Below are 3,700 nucleotides of genomic sequence, written 5' to 3' on the forward strand. Positions count from 1 at the left end.
GTGCCGCCGGTCAGGGTGACGGTCACGCCACCATGGCCAGTCACTGGCAGGTTGTTGTCTTCGCTGACCAAGGTCACGGTGTAGGTGATCTTGCCGCCTTCGGTCACGGTGGTGTTATCCACAGCCAACACGGCAGTGACCTTGCTGATCGTGTCGGTGACGTTGACCGAAGCCGGGCCGCCAATGACCAGGTTCTCGAAGGTGGCGTTCGGCACTTCTGCCTTGACGATGCCAACCTCGATCTTGCCCTCGTCCTTGAAGACGTCATCGCCTTGCGCAGCAGCCGTGTAGGTCTTGGTCATCTCGCCAGCCTTGAACACAACGGTGGCGTTGTTGCTCAGGGTAACGGTCAGGTCCTTGTCCAGTGCGCGGTTCAGGCTCAGGGTGAAGGTCGGCGCAGTGGCTTCGTTCACCGACACCTGATTGGCGACGATATTGACCTGCACCAGGTCGCCCTGGCCGGCAGGTTCGTCGTGCACGGTCGTGGTAACCGGCGACTTGTCCGCCACCAGGTTTTCAAATTGCTTGGCGCCTGCGACCGTGATGTCGGTAATCGACTTGGTGACCGCAGGCTGGCCGCCGACGTACACGTCATCTGGCGCATTGATGGTGACGGTGCCAGTAGCAGAGCCAGCGGCGATGAACACCTGGGTGCCACCGGTCAAGGTGACGGTCACGCCACCGTGGCCAGTGACCGGCAGGTCGCTGTCTTCGCTGATCAAGGTTACGGTGTAGGTGATCTTCCCGCCTTCGACGACCGAGGTGTTATCCACAGCCAGCACCGCAGTGACTTTGCTGATGGTGTCGGTGACATCGACCGATGCAGGCGCGCCCAGCACCAGATTCTCGAAGGTAGCATTCGGCACTTGGGCCTTGACGATACCGATCTGGATCTTGCCTTCGTCCTTGAAGACGTCATCGCCCTGGGCAGGTGCGACATAGGACTTGCTGGTCTCGCCGGCCTTGAACACAACAGTGGCGTTGTTGCTCAGGGTGACCGTGAGGTCCTTGTCCAGCACGCGGTTCAGGGTCAGCGTGAACAGGGGTGGCGTGGCTTCGTTGACCGAGACCTGGTTGGCCACGATGTTCACCAGTACCAGGTCACCCTGGTTGTCATTGCCTGGCGTACCCGAACCTGGCTCGTCGGTGACTGCGGTGCTGACCGGGGTCTTGTCCAGGGTGAGCTGTTCGAACTTCCAGACATCCGGGCCGCTGACCGCCGCGATCGATTTGACGACCGGGTCGTTGGCGCCGATGTAGACGTTGTCAGGTGCGGCGACGGTGACCGAGCCGGTCGTGCCGTTGGCCGGGATGGTGATGGTGGTTTTGCCATCGTCCAGGGTGAAGGTCAGCGCGCCATGCTTGTCAATTGGCAAGCCGTCCTTGTTGGTCAGGGTCACGGTGTAGGTGATCTGACCGCCTTCGGCCACAGAATCGGTCGCAGTCAGCTTCGCCACAACTTCGTCGATGGTGTCAGTGACTTTGACCGAAGCATCGTTACCCAGCTGCAGGTTCTCGAAGGTACGACCACCCGCATCGGCTGCCGACTTGATGCCCAGGCTGATTTCGCCCGAGTCTTTGTAGACGTCATCGCCTTGCGCGGCGTGGGTGTACTGGGCGCTGGTTTCGCCGGCTTTGATAGTGACCTTCTCGTTGTTGCTAAGGGTCACGACCAGGTCATTAGCCAGTGCAGTATTCACGTGCACGGTAAACGTTGGCTTGACGTTCTCGGCAACGGAGGTCTGGTCGGCGGTGATAGTCACTTGGACCAGGTCGCCCTGGTTGCCAGTACCAGGAACTCCCGAGCCAGGCTCATCGGTAACCTGAGTGGTGACAGGCGTTTTGTCGAGCGTCAGCTGCTCGAACTTGCCAACGTCAGCGCCAGTGACGGTTGCGATCGATTTGACGACCGGGTCGTTCGCGCCAACATAGACGTTGTCAGGCGCTGTGACGGTAACCGAACCCGTGGTGCCGTTGGCCGGGATGGTGATGACGGTCTTGCCATCGTCCAGGGTGAAGGTCAGCGCGCCGTGTTTGTCGATTGGCAGGCCGTCTTTGTTGGTCAGGGTCACGGTGTAGGTGATCTGACCACCTTCGGTAACCGAGTCGGTCGCAGTCAGCTTGGCTACAACTTCGTCGATGGTATCGGTGACTTTCACCGAAGCATCGTTGCCCAACTGCAGATTCTCGAACGTACGACCACCCGCGTCGGCTGCCGACTTGATGCCCAGGCTGATTTCGCCGGAGTCTTTGTAGACGTCGTCGCCTTGGGCGGCGTGCTCATAAGAAACAGCAGTCTGGCCAGCTTTGATGGTGACTTGAGCGTTGTTGCTCAGGGTCACGACCAGGTCGTTGGCCAAGGCTTTGTTGATCTGCACGGTGAACGTAGGTTTGACGTTCTCGGCTACCGAAGTTTGATCCGCGGTAATGGTAACCAGCACTTGGTCGCCTTGGTTGCCAGTACCAGGAACTCCCGAGCCAGGCTCATCGGTAACCTGAGTGGTGACGGGCGTTTTGTCGAGCGTCAGCTGCTCGAACTTGCCTACATCTGCGCCAGTGACGGTTGCAATCGATTTGACGACCGGATCGTTGGCACCGACGTAGTCATTGTCAGGCGCGGTAATGGTTACCGAACCGGTCGTACCATTGGCCGGGATAGTGATGACGGTCTTGCCATCGTCCAGCGTGAAGGTCAGCGCACCATGCTTGTCGATTGGCAGGCCATCTTTGTTGGTCAGGGTCACGGTGTAGGTGATCTGACCGCCTTCGGTGACCGAATCGGTCGCAGTCAGCTTCGCCACAACTTCATCGATGGTATCGGTGACTTTGACCGATGCATCGTTGCCCAGCTGCAGGTTTTCGAAGGTACGACCGCCAGCATCGGCTGCCGACTTGATGCCCAGGCTGATTTCGCCAGAGTCCTTGTAGACGTCGTCGCCCTGCGCTGCGTGGGTGTACTGGGCGCTGGTTTGGCCGGCCTTGATGGTGATCTTCTCGTTGTTGCTGAGGGTCACGACCAAGTCGTTGGCCAGGGCCTTATTGATCTGCACGGTGAAGGTCGGCTTGACGTTCTCGGCCACGAAGGTTTGGTCAGCCGTAATGGTGACCAGTACCAAATCGCCTTGGTTACCCGTACCCGGGGTTCCAGAACCTGGCTCGTCGGTAACTTCGGTGCTGACTTGGGTTTTATCCAGCGTCAGTTGTTCGAACTTCCAAGCATCCGCGCCGCTGACCGACTCGATCGAGTTCACGACAGCAGGGTTCGTGCCCACATAAACGTTGTCAGGCGCAGTAGCGGTGGCAGAACCTACGGTGCTGTTGGCAGGCACCACCACGGTAGTGCCATCTTTGAGATGGAAGTACAGCTCTGCGTGGTTGTTGATCGGCAGACCATCTTTATTGGTCAGCGTCACGGTGTAGGTGATCTCGCCGCCTTCGGCAACCGAAGTGGTCGCAGTGAGCTTGGCTACAACTTCATCGATGGTGTCAGTGACTTTGACCGATGCATCGTTGCCCAACTGCAGGTTCTCGAACGTACGACCACCCGCGTCGGCTGCCGACTTGATGCCCAGGCTGATTTCACCGGAGTCTTTGTAGACGTCGTCGCCTTGTGCTGCGTGCTCGTAGGAAACGGCAGTCTGGCCGGCTTTGATAGTGACTTGGGCGTTGTTGCTCAGGGTCACGACCAGGTCGTTGGCCA

At 59.0% G+C, this 3,700-nt stretch carries 1 protein-coding gene; it reads right to left on the reverse strand.

Features of this window, described 5'->3' with window-relative positions:
- The coding region (locus CRP40_RS21625; RefSeq protein ID WP_345770222.1) for an immunoglobulin-like domain-containing protein at positions 1–3,700 on the reverse strand (3,700 nt) is incomplete at both ends.

The sequence above is a fragment of the Pseudomonas sp. URMO17WK12:I9 genome, assembly GCF_900230165.1.
In the GTDB taxonomy this organism is placed as follows: Bacteria; Pseudomonadota; Gammaproteobacteria; order Pseudomonadales; family Pseudomonadaceae; genus Aquipseudomonas; species Aquipseudomonas fulva.